This is a genomic window from Stenotrophomonas sp. FR024, assembly GCF_047500745.2.
GTDB lineage: Bacteria > Pseudomonadota > Gammaproteobacteria > Xanthomonadales > Xanthomonadaceae > Stenotrophomonas > Stenotrophomonas maltophilia_A.
In genome coordinates this window covers 140,610-156,234 of record NZ_JAXAXM020000013.1, presented here as the reverse complement: position 1 = coordinate 156,234, position 15,625 = coordinate 140,610, and the positions used below count along the sequence as shown (strand labels likewise).

At 67.8% G+C, this 15,625-nt stretch carries 13 protein-coding genes; 7 read left to right on the top strand and 6 right to left on the bottom strand.

Annotation, left to right across the window (positions count from 1 at the left end):
• Positions 1-495: 495 nt before the first annotated feature.
• Both xseA and queG read right to left on the bottom strand, forming a co-directional pair.
• Positions 496-1,827, bottom strand: a complete 1,332-nt coding sequence (gene xseA / locus ACMZ91_RS15315) for an exodeoxyribonuclease VII large subunit (RefSeq protein ID WP_414578181.1) — start codon at positions 1,825-1,827, stop codon at positions 496-498.
• Between the two features lie 44 nt (positions 1,828-1,871).
• Complete coding sequence (gene queG, locus ACMZ91_RS15310) at positions 1,872-2,942, bottom strand: tRNA epoxyqueuosine(34) reductase QueG (RefSeq protein ID WP_126927479.1); 1,071 nt, start codon at positions 2,940-2,942, stop codon at positions 1,872-1,874.
• Between the two features lie 23 nt (positions 2,943-2,965).
• On the opposite strand from queG, the gene ACMZ91_RS15305 reads away from it, so the two are divergent.
• From ACMZ91_RS15305 to ACMZ91_RS15280, 6 genes are all read left to right on the top strand, one after another.
• Positions 2,966-4,450, top strand: a complete 1,485-nt coding sequence (locus ACMZ91_RS15305; protein ID WP_414578179.1) for an NAD(P)H-hydrate dehydratase — start codon at positions 2,966-2,968, stop codon at positions 4,448-4,450.
• Positions 4,447-4,929 carry a tRNA (adenosine(37)-N6)-threonylcarbamoyltransferase complex ATPase subunit type 1 TsaE gene (gene tsaE / locus ACMZ91_RS15300; RefSeq protein WP_032130506.1) on the top strand — a complete coding sequence of 161 codons (483 nt, stop codon included), beginning with the start codon at positions 4,447-4,449 and terminating at the stop codon, positions 4,927-4,929. Before ACMZ91_RS15305 ends, tsaE begins: the two co-directional genes overlap by 4 nt.
• Positions 4,930-5,011: 82 nt before the next feature.
• Positions 5,012-6,574, top strand: coding sequence for an N-acetylmuramoyl-L-alanine amidase (locus ACMZ91_RS15295; protein WP_032130507.1), 1,563 nt, complete (start codon positions 5,012-5,014; stop codon positions 6,572-6,574).
• Between the two features lie 121 nt (positions 6,575-6,695).
• A complete protein-coding gene (gene mutL, locus ACMZ91_RS15290) occupies positions 6,696-8,603 on the top strand; it encodes a DNA mismatch repair endonuclease MutL (protein ID WP_032130257.1) in 1,908 nt (635 codons plus the stop codon).
• A gap of 11 nt (positions 8,604-8,614) precedes the next feature.
• Positions 8,615-9,547 carry a DUF1684 domain-containing protein gene (locus tag ACMZ91_RS15285; protein ID WP_049401240.1) on the top strand — a complete coding sequence of 311 codons (933 nt, stop codon included), beginning with the start codon at positions 8,615-8,617 and terminating at the stop codon, positions 9,545-9,547.
• 1 nt (position 9,548) lies between these two features.
• Complete coding sequence (locus tag ACMZ91_RS15280; RefSeq protein WP_107431260.1) at positions 9,549-10,502, top strand: TraB/GumN family protein; 954 nt, start codon at positions 9,549-9,551, stop codon at positions 10,500-10,502.
• Positions 10,503-10,576: 74 nt separating this feature from the next.
• Here ACMZ91_RS15280 and phaR read toward each other — a convergent pair whose 3' ends face one another.
• From phaR to gluQRS, 3 genes are all read right to left on the bottom strand, one after another.
• Positions 10,577-11,122: a polyhydroxyalkanoate synthesis repressor PhaR gene (gene phaR / locus ACMZ91_RS15275; RefSeq protein WP_279913071.1), complete on the bottom strand. Its 546-nt coding sequence runs from the start codon at positions 11,120-11,122 to the stop codon at positions 10,577-10,579.
• A 183-nt stretch (positions 11,123-11,305) separates the two neighbouring features.
• Positions 11,306-12,046 (bottom strand): acetoacetyl-CoA reductase, encoded by a 741-nt coding sequence (gene phbB / locus ACMZ91_RS15270; RefSeq protein WP_049423910.1) that lies wholly within the window; start codon positions 12,044-12,046, stop codon positions 11,306-11,308.
• A 17-nt stretch (positions 12,047-12,063) separates the two neighbouring features.
• Positions 12,064-12,984: a tRNA glutamyl-Q(34) synthetase GluQRS gene (gene gluQRS / locus ACMZ91_RS15265; protein WP_277779460.1), complete on the bottom strand. Its 921-nt coding sequence runs from the start codon at positions 12,982-12,984 to the stop codon at positions 12,064-12,066.
• A gap of 93 nt (positions 12,985-13,077) precedes the next feature.
• Here gluQRS and htpX point away from each other — a divergent pair, with 93 nt between their 5' ends.
• Positions 13,078-13,944 carry a protease HtpX gene (gene htpX / locus ACMZ91_RS15260; RefSeq protein WP_049457138.1) on the top strand — a complete coding sequence of 289 codons (867 nt, stop codon included), beginning with the start codon at positions 13,078-13,080 and terminating at the stop codon, positions 13,942-13,944.
• 749 nt (positions 13,945-14,693) lie between these two features.
• Here htpX and ACMZ91_RS15255 read toward each other — a convergent pair.
• The gene (locus tag ACMZ91_RS15255; protein WP_049401244.1) at positions 14,694-15,521 is read right to left on the bottom strand and encodes an inositol monophosphatase family protein; all 828 of its coding nucleotides are present in this window, start codon (positions 15,519-15,521) and stop codon (positions 14,694-14,696) included.
• Positions 15,522-15,625 lie beyond the last annotated feature (104 nt).

The window sequence follows — 15,625 nt, the reverse complement described above, 5'->3', positions numbered from 1 at the left end:
TGAAACGCGCGTCGTATTTGTTCATGTATCCCTCGGGGTTGGATCTGGTGTCCAACTCCCGGGGGTCACTTCACCATGGGGGCTTGGCCGCGGCATCCATGCCGCGGACACTCCCGCAACCGGACCCGCCCCGCCTTCGACAGATTCTCGCGACCTGCAGTAGATCCACGCCATGCGTGGATGCTCTTCGATCTCGATTCGAAATATTCGATTCCGATGGAGATTCATCCACGCATGCGTGGATCTACCGTGTTGACCAAGGTCGACAACTACCAACAGCCACCGGAATCTGTCAGAGGCGGGGCGGTGTGGTTGTGCAGGACCGTTGGCGCCATGGATGGCGCCATCGAGCCCCCATGGATGGGTTTACGGCGTGTCCTGCACAGCCACACCGCCCCGCCATCCCACGGAGTACAAGCTTTGGCTGTTGCTTCGGCTGTTGCTGTTGCTTGAACGCTTCTGCAGGTGCAGGGCGCAGCCCTGCCGAACACCCCTTTACTTGACCTGCACCTCGATCACGCCGTCGCCAACACGGGCCTGCAGGGCGTCACCAGGCTGCACCTGGTCGACGTGCCGCACCAGGGCACCATCATCGCTGCGGGTCAGGATGCTGTAGCCACGTGCCACAGTCGCCAGCGGGCTGACCGCTTCCAGCGAACGCGCCAGCCCGCGCAGGCGCAGTGCATCGCGTTCCAGCAGACGCTGCATCGCAATCTGCGGGCGCCCGCGCAGGGCAGCCAGACGGCGCTGCATCGCATCGAGCTGGCGCTGCGGATGGTGCCCGCGTAGCACCGCCGCCGCATGGCGCAGGCGCGCGGCACGGCGTTCCTGCTGCTGGTTGAAGGCGGCATGCAGGCGCCGACCCAGATCCAGTTGGCGGCGGCGCAGCAGGTCCAGCCGCGCCTGCGGGCTCTGTGCGTTCAGGCGCAGCAGGGCACGATCGGCGCGCTGCATCGCCTGCTGCATTGCATGCCGTTGCAGCTGCACCATGCGCGCCGCCGTGCGGCGCAGGCGCAGGGCCAGTTCGCGCTGGTCGGGTACCAGCAGCTCGGCCGCCACCGACGGCGTCGGTGCGCGCAGGTCGGCGGCAAAATCGCTGAGGCTGAAGTCGGTTTCGTGTCCCACCGCCGACACCACCGGGGTGCGGCTGGCGGCGATCGCTCGGGCAAGGGCTTCATCGTTGAAGGCCCACAGGTCTTCCAGCGAGCCGCCGCCGCGGGTCAGCAGGATCACGTCGTAGCGGCCACTGGCGTCGGCGGCCTGCAGCAGGCGGGTGATCTGCGCGGCGGCACTGCTGCCCTGGACCAGGGTCGGCAGCAGGTCCACTTCCAGCAGTGGGAAGCGGCGGCCGAGCACGCTCAGCACGTCGCGTACGGCGGCACCGGTGGGCGAGGTGATCACTGCCAGGCGCTGCACGTGCGCCGGCAGCGGCCGCTTGCGTGCGGGGTCGAACAGGCCCTCGGCCTCCAGGCGTGCCTTCAGCTCCTCGAAGGCGCGGCGCAGTGCGCCTTCGCCGGCTTCCTCCATGTGGTCCAGCACCATCTGGTACTCGCCACGGGCGTCGTACAGGGTCACCTTGCCGCGCACCAGCACGCGCATGCCTTCGCGCGGCACGAACTTCAGGTACTGCGCCTTCATCCGGAACATTGCCGCGCGCAGCTGCGCACGCGCGTCCTTCAGGGTGAAATACAGATGCCCGGAGGCAGGACGCGCCACGCTGCCCAGTTCGGCCTCGACCCAGATCGCCGGGAAGCTGCCTTCCAGCAGGTCGCGCGCCAGGGTGTTGAGCTGGCTGGGGGTGAAGATGTCGTTGTTGCGTGGCTGCATGGGAACGGCGTGCTGCGGGCGGAACGGGGGCTCAGGATCGCACGTCAGCGCACCGTGTGCTGGCCCAGCGCCCACTGCACGTGTTCACGCACCAGCGGCGAGGGATCATCGACGCGGGTATGCAACGCGGCCAACGCTTCGGCCGAGGACGGTGCATTGCCCAGTGCCACGGCGATGTTGCGCAGCCAGCGTTCATGGCCGCTGCGCCGGATCGGGCTGCCTTCGGTACGGCGCAGGAATTCAGCTTCGTCCCAGGCAAACAGCTGGTCCAGACGGGCAGTGTCGAGGTTGTTGCGCGCGCGGAAATCGGCTTCGTCGGTACGCTTGGCGAACTTGTTCCAGGGGCAGACCAGCTGGCAGTCGTCACAGCCGTAGATGCGGTTGCCGATCAACGGCCGCATGTCTTCGGGGATGGCACCGTCGTGCTCGATGGTCAGGTAGGAAATACAGCGCCGCGCGTCCAGCCGCTGCGGGCCGGTGATAGCCTGGGTCGGGCAGACATCGATGCAGCGCGTGCAGGTGCCGCAGTGTGCCGTGGCCGGTGCATCGATCGGCAGCGGGATATCGATGTAGATCTCGCCGATGAAGAACCAGGAGCCGCCATGGCGGTCGATCAGGCAGGTGTGCTTGCCGATCCAGCCCAGGCCGGCATTGCGCGCCAGTGCGCGTTCCAGCACGGGCGCCGAATCGACGAACACGCGGTAGCCCAGCGGTGCCACTTCATCGTTGATCTGCGTGGCCAGCTTCTGCAGGCGGTTGCGCATCAGCTTGTGGTAGTCGCGGCCCAAAGCGTAACGGGCCACGTAGGCGCGGCCCGGGTCGGCCAGGGTTGCCCAGGCTTCGGTGTCGTCCTTGTGGCTGTAGTCCATGCCTACCGAGATCACCCGCACGGTGCCGGGCAGCAGTTCGGCCGGGCGCGCGCGCAGGGTGCCGTGGCGCGCCATCCAGTCCATCGTGCCGTACAGGCCCTGGCCCAGCCAGTCGGCCAGGTGCGCTTCATCCTCGCCCAGCTCGATGCCGGCGATGCCACAGCGCTGGAAGCCATGCGCACGGGCGAGTTCGCGGATGCGCTGTACGGCCTGGGCCGGATCGACAGGGGCGGGGACGGGGGACATGTGCACCAGTATAAAATCCCCGCATGGCCAACCTTGCCGATCTGTTCGATTCCGCTGCCGCGCGTGCGCTTGATGCGCAGGCCTCGGCGCTGGCCGCCGAGGGCGGTTGGGGCCTGATGGCACAGGCCGGCCAGGCCGCCTGGCAGTGCCTGCTGCAGCATTGGCCGCAGGCGCAGCGGATCGGCGTGGTGGTTGGTGCGGGCAACAACGGCGGCGACGGCCATGTGCTGGCTCGCCATGCGCTGCAGGCCGGACGTGAGGTGACGGTGATCGCCTTGCCGGGGAAGCCACCGTCAACCGCGCTGGCACAGCGTGCAGCATCGGAATTCACATACGACGGCGGCACCCTCACCTATTTCGACGGCGCGCTTCCCGAGGCCGATATCTGGGTCGATGCCCTGTTCGGGCTGGGCTTCGATCGCGTGCCGGAGGGCGTGGCGCAGACGCTGATTGCCGCGCTCAACGCGCAGGCGGCACCGGTTCTGGCGCTGGACGTCCCCAGTGGCGTGGATGCCGACCGCGGCGCCGTACCGGGCGAGGCGGTGAGGGCGGCGCTGACCGTGCAGTTCATCGTGCCGCATCGCGGGCTGTACACCGGCGATGCGCTGGACCATTGCGGGCGGAAGGCGCTGGCGCCGCTGCAGCTACCCACGGCCGCATGGCAGGGCGTGTCACCCGCTGCGCAGCTCTGGACGCAGGTGCGCCTGCCAGCCCTGCTGCCGCCGCGCCGCACCAATACCCACAAGGGCGAATCCGGGCACGTGCTGTGCGTCGGCGGCAACCATGGCAGCGGCGGCGCCATCGCCATGGCGGCTGAAGCGGCGTTGCGCGCGGGTGCTGGATTGCTGAGCCTGGGCACCCGCCGCGACCACGTTGGCCCGTTGCTGGCGCGGCTGCCCGAAGCCATGACCCATGCACTGGAAGATGGTGACGCGCTGCCGGCACTGCTGGACAAGGCCAGGGTGGTGGCGATCGGCCCCGGTCTGGGCCAGGACGAATGGGCGCGCGCACTGTTTGCGCGGGTGCTGGCCAGCGCCAGGCCACTGGTGGTCGATGCCGATGCACTGAACCTGCTGGCGCAGGACCCGCGCGCGCTGCCCGACGCCATCCTTACACCACACCCGGGCGAGGCCGCGCGCCTGCTGGGTTGCAGCACGTCTGACATCCAGGCCGATCGCTTCACCTGCGCACAGGCACTGGCCGAGCGCTTCCACGCCGTGGTGGTGCTGAAGGGCGCCGGCAGCATCGTCGCAGCGCCGGGGCAGCGGCCACGACTGATCGCGGCTGGCAATCCCGGCATGGCCGTGGGTGGCATGGGAGACCTGCTGACAGGCATCATCGCCAGCCTGCGTGGGCAAGGCCTGGCCGCCTTCGATGCCGCCGCCGCTGGTGCGCTGCTGCATGCGCTTGCCGGCGACGTCGCTGCCGCCGACGGCGGGCGCGGCCTGCTTCCAACTGATCTGCTGTCGCCGCTGCGGCGACTGGCCAACCCGGAACTTTCCCGATGATCGATTTCTTCCTTGCCGACAGCGATGCCACTGAACTGCTCGGGCAGTGGCTGGCCGCCACCCGACCGCCGCAGGCGCTGGTCGAACTGCGCGGCGACCTGGGCGCCGGCAAATCCACCACCGCCCGCGCACTGCTGCGCGCACTGGGCGTGCAGGGGGCGATCCGCAGCCCGACCTACACCCTGGTCGAGCGCTATCCGCTGGCCAGCGGTGGCGAGGCCTGGCATCTGGATCTGTACCGGATCGGCCAGGCCGGCGAGCTCGATTTTCTCGGGCTGGACGAGGGCAGCGCGGTGTTGTGGCTGGTGGAATGGCCGGAACGCGGCGCTGGCGCGCTGCCGCCGACCGACCTGGTGGTGGCGCTGGAGATCGAGGGGCAGGGGCGTCGCGTCCGTCTCACTGGAGCCAGCGACGTCGGACATGAATGGCTGGAACGGCTCCCCCAAGGGGGCGACTTGCAGGCCATTTCTGTCGGCTGACGAGAACAAACACCGGCAGGTTACGGATTATTAAGGAAAAAGGTGTTGCATTCCGTTCAGCGCGGTGATTGAATCCTGAGCCATGCGCCCGGGGAACCGTCTCATTGCCATCTGTGCCGCCGTCGGACTGAGTCTGGCGAGCGTCAGTGCGTGGGCCGGTGAGGTCCGTCAGGTCCTGCTGAATACCGGCGCCACCGGCACCCGTGCCGAGATCTCGCTGGTCGGCAGCGGCGGTTACAAGACCTTGTCGCTGGCCGGACCGAACCGCCTGGTGGTCGATTTCCCGGACTCCAGCGCCATACGCAACCTGAAGATGCCGGCTGCACAGGGCGTGGTCACGGCCGTGCGCACTGGACAGCCGGTGCCGGGTACCTTCCGTGTCGTTTTCGACCTCGCTGAATCCGTGGCGCCGTTCCGCCCACAGATGCAGCGCGAAGGCAATGAATCCAAGCTGGTGATCGAATGGCCGGGCGATGGCCCGGCCGTGGCCGCCAGCCGCCCGCCAGCGACGCCGGCGGTGCAGCCGCAGGCACCGGTCAACACGCCCGCACCGACGCCGGCCGAGAGCGCGCAGTCGCGCAACGACGCCGCGCGCGCCACCGCGCTGTTGACCGCGCAGGTACAGCAGCAGGCCAGCGCCGCGGCTGCCACACCGGCCACTCCGACCCCGGCCCCGTCCACTGCACCGGCCCAGGTCGCGGCAGCGGGCACGGCTGCCAGCAGCACGCCGTCCGCATCGCCGGCTGCGATCCTTGCCGGCCAGCGTACCGCCGCCGTGGTAACCACGCCGCCGGCCACAGCGCCTGCACCGGTTCCAACCACGGTGGTGCCACCGCGTCCGGCCATGCCCAGCGATGCCTCGCGCATCCGCATGCAGGCTGGCATGCGCCACCTGGTGGTGGCCATCGATCCGGGCCACGGCGGCCAGGACCCCGGTGCGATCGGCCCGACCGGCAAGCGCGAGAAGGATGTGACCCTGGCCGTAGCGCGTGAGCTGGCCCGCCAGGTCAACGCGACGCCGGGCCTGAAGGCCTACCTGACCCGCGACAGCGACGTGTTCATTCCGCTGCCGATGCGCGCGCAGAAGGCGCGTGCGAACAAGGCCGACATCTTCATTTCGATCCATGCCGACGCGGCGGAAAACCGTTCGGCCACGGGCTCGTCGGTGTACGTGCTGTCGACCAAGGGAGCCTCTTCGCAGCGCGCCCGCTGGCTGGCGGACAAGGAAAACGCGGCCGACCTGGTCGGTGGCGTGCGCCTGCAGCAGACCGAAGGCACGCTCGCCAACGTGCTGCTGGATCTGGCCCAGAGCGGCTACATGAAGGCGTCCGAGGACGCGGCCGGCCATGTGCTGGGCGGCCTGAAGCGGATCGGCAACAACCACAAGCCGAACATCGAGCGCGCCAACTTCGCGGTGCTGCGTACTTCGGACATGCCGGCGATGCTGGTGGAAACCGCGTTCATCTCCAATCCGGATGAAGAGCGCCGCCTGATCGACCCGGCCTACCAGCGCAAGATCGCCGGTGCGGTGCTGGACGGCGTGCACACGTTCTTCAGCCGTCAGCCGCCGCCGGGCACGTTGTATGCCGCCCGGGCCCAGGCCGAGATCGACGCCGCCGGCACCATGGCCGGCGGCAGCAAGTAACCCGCCGAAGGCGGGTTACTGCTTTCTGTAGAGTCGAGCGGCGCTCGACTGGGCCTTCCCGGTAGCCCGTCAGTCGAGCATGGCTCGACTCTACCCTCGGCCGCTCCGTTATCATCCCCGCATGACGTCTGCTACCCATCCGCGCCCGATCCGGCCGTTGCCGGAGATCCTCATCAACCAGATCGCCGCTGGCGAAGTGGTCGAACGTCCCGCGTCGGTGGTCAAGGAGCTGGTCGAGAACGCGATCGATGCCGGCGCCAGCCGCGTTGATATCGATCTTGAGGAGGGCGGTGTCCGCCTGATCCGCATCCGCGACAACGGCAGTGGCATCGCGCCGGAACAGCTGCCGCTGGCGGTATCGCGCCACGCCACCAGCAAGATCGCCGATCTGGACGATCTTGAATCGGTGGCCACGCTAGGTTTCCGGGGTGAAGCGCTGCCATCGATCGCCTCGGTCAGCCGCTTCACCCTGTCCTCGCGTCGTGCACATGACGAACACGGTTCGGCGCTGCAGATCGAAGGCGGCAAGATCGGCGAAGTGACGCCGCGCGCGCATGCGCCGGGCACCACGGTGGAAGTGCGCGAGCTGTTCTACAACGTACCGGCGCGGCGCAAGTTCCTGCGCGCCGAGCGCACCGAGCTGGGCCATATCGAAGAATGGCTGCGTTCGCTGGCGCTGGCGCGGCCGGATGTCGAACTGCGCGTCTCGCACAACGGCAAGGCCTCGCGTCGCTACAAGCCGGGCGATCTGTATTCCGATGCGCGATTGGCCGAAACGCTGGGCGAGGATTTCGCCAACCAGGCCGTTCGCGTCGACCACAGCGGTGCCGGCCTGCGCCTGCACGGCTGGATTGCGCAGCCGCATTATTCGCGCGCCAGCGCCGACCAGCAGTACCTGTACGTCAACGGCCGCTCGGTGCGCGACCGCAGCGTCGCCCATGCGGTGAAGATGGCCTATGGCGACGTGCTGTATCACGGCCGCCAACCGGCCTACGTGCTGTTCCTGGAGCTTGACCCGACCCGCGTCGACGTCAACGTGCACCCGGCCAAGCACGAGGTGCGCTTCCGCGACTCGCGGCTGGTGCATGATTTTGTCTACCGCACGCTGAAGGATGCGCTGGCCGATACCCGCGCCGGCATGTCGGTGCAGGACATCGGCGCCGGCTCCGCGCATCCGGTAGATGCAGGCGCGGCACCGATGGTCTCCAGTGCGGGTGCCTCCGGTTTCGGTCTGGTACGCGGTGCCGCACCGGGTGCCGGTTCGAGTGGTGGCGGTGGTGGATTCTCGGGTTGGCGCCCGCAGCAACCGCTGGGATTGCAGGTGGCCGATGCACCGGCGGCCTATGCCGCGCTGTATGCCGCACCGGCCGGCGCCGAACGCGGTGCTGCGCTGCCGCCGATGCCGACCGAGAACGGGCTGCCGGTCACCAGTGCCGACGCTGGCGTGCCACCGCTGGGCTACGCGATCGCGCAGCTGCATGGCATCTACATCCTGGCCGAGAACGCCGAAGGCCTGATCGTGGTCGACATGCACGCGGCACACGAACGCATCGGTTACGAGCGGCTGAAGAACGCGCACGATGGCATCGGCCTGCAGTCGCAACCGTTGCTGGTGCCGATCACGCTGGCGGTGGGCGAGCGCGAAGCCGACACCGCCGAGAATGAAAGTGAAACCCTGGCCGCACTGGGCTTCGAAGTGACCCGTGCCGGTCCCGGTGCGCTGCACGTGCGCAGTATTCCGGCGCTTCTGGCGCATGCCGAACCGGAAGGCCTGCTGCGCGACGTGCTGACCGACCTGCGCGAACACGGCCAGAGCCGGCGCGTGGCCAGTGCACGTGACGAACTGCTGTCGACCATGGCCTGCCATGGGGCGGTGCGCGCCAACCGGCGCCTGACCGTGCCGGAAATGAACGCGCTGCTGCGCGACATGGAAATCACCGAGCGGTCCGGCCAGTGCAACCACGGCCGACCGACCTGGGCCCGTTTTTCGCTGGCGGAGATCGACCGCTGGTTCCTGCGCGGACGTTGAGGGGAGCATCGATGCGTTATCGGGGAATGGGCGGCCTGCTGGCCGCTTTGGTGTTGGCCGCCTGCAGCCCGGCAACGCCGCCGGCACCGGCCTCGGCCGCGGAGGATCCGTCCTATGCCGCCGAGCAGCAGCAGTGGCGGGTGGCACGCTATCAGGACCTGACCCGGCCCGATGGCTGGACCGCGCTGGTCGGCCTGCACTGGCTGCAGAACAAATCCCACTTCGTCGGCAGCGGCGCGACCAATGGCATCCGCCTGGCGGTTGGGCCGGACAAGCTGGGCCTGCTGCGCCGTGAAGGCAGCCAATGGTGGTTTACGCCCGAAGCCGGTGTGGATGTCAGCCATGATGGCCAGCCGGTGCGCGGCCGCATCCGCATCGACACCGACAAGGATGCGCAGCCGACGCTGCTGGCTTTCGATGGCGGCAAAGGCCAGCTCAGCATCATCCGCCGCGGTCCGCGCGATGCGCTGCGGGTCAAGCACGCCGATGCGCCGGCACGTCGCGATTTCGGTGGGCTGGAGTACTGGCCGGGCGGCCCGGACTGGCAGGTGCAGGCGCGCTTCATCGCGCACCCGCCGGGCAAGACCCTGCCCATCGTCGACATCACCGGCCTGACCACCGAAATGCCCAATGCCGGCGCGGTCGAGTTCCAGCGCGATGGCCGCAGCTGGCGGCTGGAGGCGATCGGTGCGCCGGGGCAGCCGCTGTTCCTGATCTTTGCCGATCGCACCAGTGGCCGTGGCAGCTATCCGGCCGGTCGCTATCTGGATACCGATGCCCCCGCTGCCGATGGCACCGTGCGCATCGATTTCAACCATGCCTACAACCCACCGTGTGCGTTCACCGCTTACGCGACCTGCCCGTTGGCGCCACCGGAAAACCGGTTGGACCTGCGTGTGGAAGCGGGCGAGAAGGCGTACCACCTGCCTGAAGGAGAAGGCTGATATGCCGATCAGATCCCTGTTGCGTGCCACCGTTCTGTTGGCGGCCTGTGCGCTGGCACCGCTGGTTGCAGCGCGTACCGTGCAAGCCGATACCACTGGCGCAGCGGCGGCCAAGCCGCCGGTGCCGTTGCTGTGGAAAGTGACCGGTCCGGGCGATTCGCGCCTCTACCTGCTCGGTTCCTTCCACCTGCTGAAGCCGCAGGACTACCCGTTGTCGCCCGATGTCGAACAGGCGTTCGAGGCTTCGCAGCGGGTCGTGTTCGAACTGTCGCCGGAAGACATGCAGTCGCCACAGTTGGCCAGCCGCATGGTGCAGGCGGCGGTGCGCACCGATGGCAGCGAGCTCAAGCGCGATCTGGATGCTGCGACCTGGCAGAAGCTGCAGGTGTTCGCCACCGAAAACAAGCTGCCGCTGGCGCAGATGCAGGGGATGAAGCCGTGGTTTGTCGGCCTGAGCATTTCGGTCGGGCAGATGCAGAAGCTGGGCCTGGACCCGGCACTGGGCCTGGACCGTCACTTCATGGAGCGTGCGCAGAAGACCGGGCGCAAGACTGCGGGACTGGAAGACATCGACACCCAGATCGGCATGCTCGACGGAATGACGCTGCAGGAACAGCGGCAGATGCTGGCCGAAGCGCTGGACCAGGCCGGCAAGGCCGACGAGCAGGCACGCCAGCTGCACGACGCCTGGCGCCGCGGTGACGAGCGCGTGCTGTGGACCCGGATGGCGGCGGAAATGCGCCAGCAGTATCCGCAGCTGTATCAGCGCATCAATACCGGCCGCAATGACGCCTGGGTGCCGAAGCTGCTGCCGTACCTGCAGGCAGGGCAGGGCGGTACGCTGGTGGTGGTGGGCACGCTGCACCTGCTGGGCAACGACGGCGTGGTCGAGAAGCTGAAGGCGAAGGGTTACAAGGTCGAGCGCGTATGCACGGGGTGCAAGGCGAAACGCTGACGTATCGTTGGCGCGATGCCAAACAAAACGGCGCGCCAGGGGCGCGCCGTTTTCGTATCAGCCGATGCTGCAGCTCAGCGGCGGGTCTTGCCGCCGGTGCCGGTGCCCGGTTCGTTCGGCTTGTTGCCGGTACCTGCGCCGGTTCCGGTTCCGGTTCCGGTGCCGCCCGGACGCGGGCCACCGAAGCCGGTGCCCATGTTGCGCTGGAATTCCTGCCACAGCTCCAGGTTGCGCTCGGTCAGCTGGTTCATCATCGCCCACGGGGTCTGCCCCAGCAGGTTGCCCATCTGCTGGCGGAACTGCTGCTGCTGGTCGAGGAAGACCTGCATGCTGCGCTCCAGGTAGTTGCCCATGAAGCCCTGCAGGGAATCGCCGTAGAAGCGGATCAGCTGGCTCAGCAGCTGGGTGGACAGCATCGGTTCGCCGTCCTGTTCCTGGTCGGCGATGATCTGCAGCAGGACCGATCGCGTGAGGTCGTCGCCGCTCTTGGCGTCGCGGACTTCGAAGTCTTCACCGTCCAGGATCAGCTGGCGCACGTCCTCGATGGTGATGTAGCTGGAGATCTCGGTGTCGTAGAGACGGCGGTTCGGATACTTCTTGATGATGCGGGTCGCAGCCATGAAGCGGTACTCGTCACAGTAGACGCGCAGCATGGCGCAGTGCAGCAGCCGTTGCAACCGCCTCAGCCCCCGCCAGGCTTGGCTTTCGGCGGCGATCATGTTGCGCAACAAGGGTTTGCGTGCTGCGCAGCATGACTCTTGGCAGGGGCCGGCGGCGTTCGCCGCGATGGCCCGCTGCGCGGCTTACCAACCCATATGGTGGCCGCCGTTGATGTCCAGGTTGCTACCGGTGATCCACGAGGCTTCATCGGCGACCAGGAACGAGACGCCGTAGGCGATTTCCTCCGGCTTGCCCAGGCGTCCGGTGGGGATGTCGGCGATGATCTTGGCACGCACCTCCTCCGGCACCGCCATCACCATGTCGGTAGCGACGTAGCCGGGCGAAATGGTGTTGACGGTGATGCCGAAGCCGGCGTTCTCGCGGGCCAGCGAGATGGTGAAGCCGTGCATGCCGGCCTTGGCCGCCGCGTAGTTGGCCTGACCGTACTGGCCCTTCAGGCCGTTGATCGAGCTGATCTGGATGACCCGGCCCCAGCCGCGGCGGCGCATGCCCTCGATGACCGGACGGGTGACGTTGAACACCGAATTGAGATTGGTGTTGATCACATCGTGCCACTGGTCCGCGCGCATGCGGTGGAAGGTGGTATCGCGGGTGATGCCGGCGTTGTTGACCAGGATCTCGACCGGACCCAGTTCGGCCTCGACGGCGCGCACCAGCGCTTCGGCGCTGTCCGGATCGGAGACATCGCCCGGGAAGATCGACACGCTGTAGCCGCGTTCGGTCATCGCCTGCTGCCAGGCGCGGGCCTTGGCCTCGTCGCGGTAGTTGGTGGCGACCCGGTGGCCCTGGTCGGCCAGGCGTTGGCAGATGGCGGTACCGATGCCGCCGGTTCCGCCGGTGACCAGTGCGACGCGAGATGTCATGGAGTGCTGTCCGGGTATCAGGTGGGGGAAGGGTGATTCTGCAACATCGGCGCGGAAAGTGCGCCGGCCGGCAACAGGATGTCGCTACGCGACAACCGCGCCGGGTCGAAGGCCCGCCGAGCGGCGGCCAGCAGCGCGTCCAGATCGTGTGCCTGCGCCAGCGCCTCAGGGGCTTGGCCGAGCAGCTGCCAGAGCTGGCGCAGCACCGGCAGCGGGCGTTCGCTATCCACCGGCAGCGCCGCCAGTGACTTGGACAGCTTGTGGCCCGGTGTATCCAGCAGCAGCGGCAGGTGCCAGTAGCGCGGCACCGCCAGGCCCAACGCCTGCTGCAGCAGGATCTGCCGTGCGGTGGAGTCGAGCAGGTCGGCACCGCGCACCACTTCGGTCACCCCCTGCGCGGCGTCATCGACCACCACCGCCAGCTGGTAGGCCCAACAGCCATCGGCGCGGCGCAGCACGAAGTCGCCGACCTCGGCATGCACGTCCTGCTGCTGCGGGCCGCGCAGGCCATCGTCGAAGTGCACAAGGCTGCCGGGCGGCACGCGGAAGCGGACGGCCGGGTCCGGTCGTGGTTGCCGGGCGACGCAGCGATGATGGATGCCGCCGCCGGCGGCAAGGTCGCTGCGGCTGCAGTGGCAGACAAAGGCCTGGTCGCTGGCGAGCAGTTCATCCAGCGCGGCCTGGTAGGCCTCGCCGCGCGTGCTCTGCCAGAGTACCGGGCCATCGTGGACCAGGCCGAACGCGGCCAGCGCCTGCAGCTGTGATTCCGCCGCACCGGGCACGGTGCGCGGCGGGTCGACGTCTTCGACGCGCAGCCGCCACAGGCCGCCGTGATGGCGGGCGAGCAGCCAGCTGCCGAAGGCGGCGAGCAGGGATCCGGGGTGGAGCAGGCCGGTCGGCGAAGGGGCGAAACGGCCGCAGGGAATGGGGGAGGTCATGCTGGCTGAATCGTCGGTCAGGTTGGCGCTTGAATTCAAGCTGACCGCACCGCAAATTGATCGATATCGCCCCCTTCCGAGCCGGAATTTCCCATGTTCACCCGTATTGCCCTCTTCCTGGCCACGAACTTTGCCGTGCTGATCCTGGCCAGCATCGTGATGTCGCTGTTGGGAACCGACCCCAGCAAGATGAGCGGCCTGCTGATCATGGCCGGCATCTTCGGTTTCGGTGGCTCCTTCATCTCGCTGCTGCTGTCCAAGTGGATGGCCAAGCGCTCCACCGGTGCGGTGGTCATCACCGAGCCGCGCAACCAGACCGAGCGCTGGCTGCTGGCTACCGTCGAGCGCCAGGCCAAGGCGGCCGGCATCGGCATGCCCGAAGTGGCCGTGTATGAAGGTCCGGAGATCAATGCCTTCGCCACCGGTGCCAACCGCAACAATGCGCTGGTCGCGGTGTCCACCGGCCTGCTGCACAACATGAGCGAAGACGAGGCCGAAGCGGTGCTGGGCCACGAGATCGCCCACGTCGCCAACGGTGACATGATCACCATGGCCCTGCTGCAGGGCGTGTTGAACACGTTCGTCATCGTACTGGCCCGCGTGGTCGGCGGCATCATCGACAGCGCACTGTCGGGCAACCGCGAAGGCGGCGGCCGCGGCTTCGCCTACTACATCATCGTGTTCGTGCTGGAGATGGTGTTCGGCCTGTTCGCCACCATGATCTCGATGTGGTTCTCGCGCCATCGCGAATTCCGCGCCGACGCAGGCGGTGCCTCGCTGGCCGGCCGCCAGAAGATGATCGCCGCGCTGGAGCGCCTGCAGCTCAACCACGGCCAGAGCACGCTGCCGACGCAGATCGCGGCGTTCGGTATTGCCGGTTCGACCGCGAAGAAGCTGTTCATGAGCCACCCGCCGCTGGAAGAGCGCATCGCCGCGCTGCGGGCGTCGACGGTGGCGTAAGCCTCCGTACTTCCACGGTAGCGCAGGAACGCCTGGCCTCGCGCCGGGCGTTTTTGTTTGTGCGCGCACGCATGGGTGGTGCCGGGATCATTTCCGCGACCGCGGAGGGGTGTCACTTTCTTTGCTCGTGCAAAGAAAGTAACCAAAGAAACACGCCGCCGGGGCGCGATCCGATGCTGCGCATCGGTTCCCTGCGCTTCTCGGCGAATCAGGGGGCGGCGCCGAACTCGCTTCGCTCAAACATCGGCGCCTCTTCGCCCCTGATTCCCCTGCGATGCTCGGCTCGCTCAAGGCGGACTCAAGGTCAAATGCCACAGCTGCACCCGGTAGATGCACGCCATGCATGGATGCTGTTGCCCTTGCCCTTGCCCTTGCCCTTGATCTTGACCTTCCAGTCCGCCTTCAAGCGAGCCGAGCACCGCAGGTCCGGCGAGGGCGAAGAGGTGCGGGTGTCTGAGCGCAGCGAGTTCCCGCACCGTCCCTCGACGGACCGAGGAGCGCAGGGCACCGGCGTGCGAAGCACGTCGGCTCTCGGCCGGCGGAGCGTTTCTTTGGTTACTTTCTTGATGGCGCACATCCGTGTGCGCCACCCTACGGGCCGGCTACGCCGTTCCACGCTGCTCCTGCAGCGCGGTGCACGCGCAAAGAAAGTGACACCCCTCCGCGGTCGCGGAAACGAATCTCCGTGCGCACAAACGAAAACGGCACCCTCGCAGGTGCCGTTTCAGTGAGCCGCGTTGCCGGGACGCTTAGAACTTGGCGTCGAACTCGGCGGCGTAACCGGTGTTGACCAGCACCTTCTGCAGCGACTCGGCCACCTTCAGGTTGCCGGCCACGATCTGGTGGGTCTCCGGGCCACGGTTGTCCATGCGGCCCAGGGTCGCGCCCTTGAAGTCGCAGACCTTGCCACCGGCCTCGCGGACCAGCAGCAGGCCGGCAGCGATGTCCCACGCCTTCACGCCGGCTTCGAAGTAGGCGTCGGCGCGGCCGCAGGCCACGTAGGCCAGGTCCAGCGCGGCCGAGCCGGTGCGGCGGATGTCCTCGCCGTGCACCAGCAGGGCGTCGACCGCCTTCAGCTGGGCGCTGGCGCGGTTGCGCTCACGCGGCGCGAAGCCGGTGTGGATCATGGTGCCTTCCAGATCCTTGCGTTCGGCCACGCGGATGCGGCGGTCGTTCAGCACGGCGCCGGCGCCACGGCTGGCGGTGAACAGTTCATTGCGCAGCGGGTCGAAGATGACCGCATCGGTCGGCTCGCCATTCTCGACCAGGGCGATCGACACGCAGTAGTGCGGCACGCCGCGCAGGTAGTTGCTGGTGCCGTCCAGCGGGTCGATGACCCACATGTGGCGACGCTCGCCCTGCACGCCGCCTTCCTCGCCGAATACACCGTATTCGGGGTAGGCGCGCTTGAGTTCCTTGACGATGACCTTTTCCGCGTCCGCATCCACTTCGCTGGCGTAGTCCATCCGGCCCTTCTGCACCACGTTCAGTGCCTCGAGCTTGTTGATGTTGCGCAACAGGACGTTGCCGGCGAGGCGGGCGGCCTTGACCATGACGGTTACGGCGGGTTTCTGCATGGCGTGGGCTCCCGGAAAGGCAGAAGAGATGGACTGGCGGGGGAAAAGAGCGGGTCCGGCGCAGTGGCCGGCCGCACAGTTTACCATTGGTCATCGTCCAGCTC

Bases quoted from the DNA above. Each gene is read 5' to 3' on its own strand.
- xseA (WP_414578181.1), bottom strand. From the start codon at position 1,827: ATGCAGCCACGCAACAACGACATCTTCACCCCCAGCCAGCTCAACACC.
- queG (WP_126927479.1), bottom strand. From the start codon at position 2,942: ATGTCCCCCGTCCCCGCCCCTGTCGATCCGGCCCAGGCCGTACAGCGC.
- ACMZ91_RS15305 (WP_414578179.1), top strand. From the start codon at position 2,966: ATGGCCAACCTTGCCGATCTGTTCGATTCCGCTGCCGCGCGTGCGCTT.
- tsaE (WP_032130506.1), top strand. From the start codon at position 4,447: ATGATCGATTTCTTCCTTGCCGACAGCGATGCCACTGAACTGCTCGGG.
- ACMZ91_RS15295 (WP_032130507.1), top strand. From the start codon at position 5,012: ATGCGCCCGGGGAACCGTCTCATTGCCATCTGTGCCGCCGTCGGACTG.
- mutL (WP_032130257.1), top strand. From the start codon at position 6,696: ATGACGTCTGCTACCCATCCGCGCCCGATCCGGCCGTTGCCGGAGATC.
- ACMZ91_RS15285 (WP_049401240.1), top strand. From the start codon at position 8,615: ATGCGTTATCGGGGAATGGGCGGCCTGCTGGCCGCTTTGGTGTTGGCC.
- ACMZ91_RS15280 (WP_107431260.1), top strand. From the start codon at position 9,549: ATGCCGATCAGATCCCTGTTGCGTGCCACCGTTCTGTTGGCGGCCTGT.
- phaR (WP_279913071.1), bottom strand. From the start codon at position 11,122: ATGGCTGCGACCCGCATCATCAAGAAGTATCCGAACCGCCGTCTCTAC.
- phbB (WP_049423910.1), bottom strand. From the start codon at position 12,046: ATGACATCTCGCGTCGCACTGGTCACCGGCGGAACCGGCGGCATCGGT.
- gluQRS (WP_277779460.1), bottom strand. From the start codon at position 12,984: ATGACCTCCCCCATTCCCTGCGGCCGTTTCGCCCCTTCGCCGACCGGC.
- htpX (WP_049457138.1), top strand. From the start codon at position 13,078: ATGTTCACCCGTATTGCCCTCTTCCTGGCCACGAACTTTGCCGTGCTG.
- ACMZ91_RS15255 (WP_049401244.1), bottom strand. From the start codon at position 15,521: ATGCAGAAACCCGCCGTAACCGTCATGGTCAAGGCCGCCCGCCTCGCC.